At 44.8% G+C, this 545-nt stretch carries 1 protein-coding gene; it reads left to right on the top strand.

Annotated features, from left to right (window positions below):
• Positions 1-131 precede the first annotated feature (131 nt).
• Positions 132-545, top strand: a 414-nt coding sequence (locus R7Z50_RS30315) for a disulfide isomerase DsbC N-terminal domain-containing protein (protein WP_318150125.1), incomplete at its 3' end; no start/stop codon positions are given.

Below are 545 nucleotides of genomic sequence, written 5' to 3'. Positions count from 1 at the left end.
ACGCAAATTTATACTCACGTGGCGACTGAACGATTGAAGCAGATCCACAGTCAACACCACCCAAGAGCATAATGATGGCTTGCTTCATCCTTTTTGATTGGATGAAAAGAATTTATTTAAAGGTGACTTTAATGAGCGTATTACGCCGACTAACTCTGCTGACTTTACCATTCTTTATTACCGCGTGTGGTGCGGAAGAAAGTCAGGCAAAAACCGAAACTCCTGCACAACAGGCTGCGCCAACTGCGCAACAACACTTTGATGAAGCGGCGCTAAAAGCGAAGTTCTCGAAACTAGGTCTGTCTATTATTGATATTCAACCTTCAGATGTGGCGGGCCTGCTAGAAATTCAAACCAACGGCGGCATATTGTTTGCGTCAAACAATGGCGATCACTTTATTGCAGGTACGCTATACGCGATTGATGACAACGGCGGTTACAAAGACGTACTTGCAGAACGCCAAGCGCCTTTGAATGCTGAGAAAATTGCTAAGTTTGCAGACAGCATGATCGAATACAAAGCGGACAACGAAAAGTACGTGGTG

It is taken from the genome of Vibrio sp. 1249-1 (genome assembly GCF_033340495.1).
This window is presented reverse-complemented; position numbering and strand designations above follow the sequence as displayed.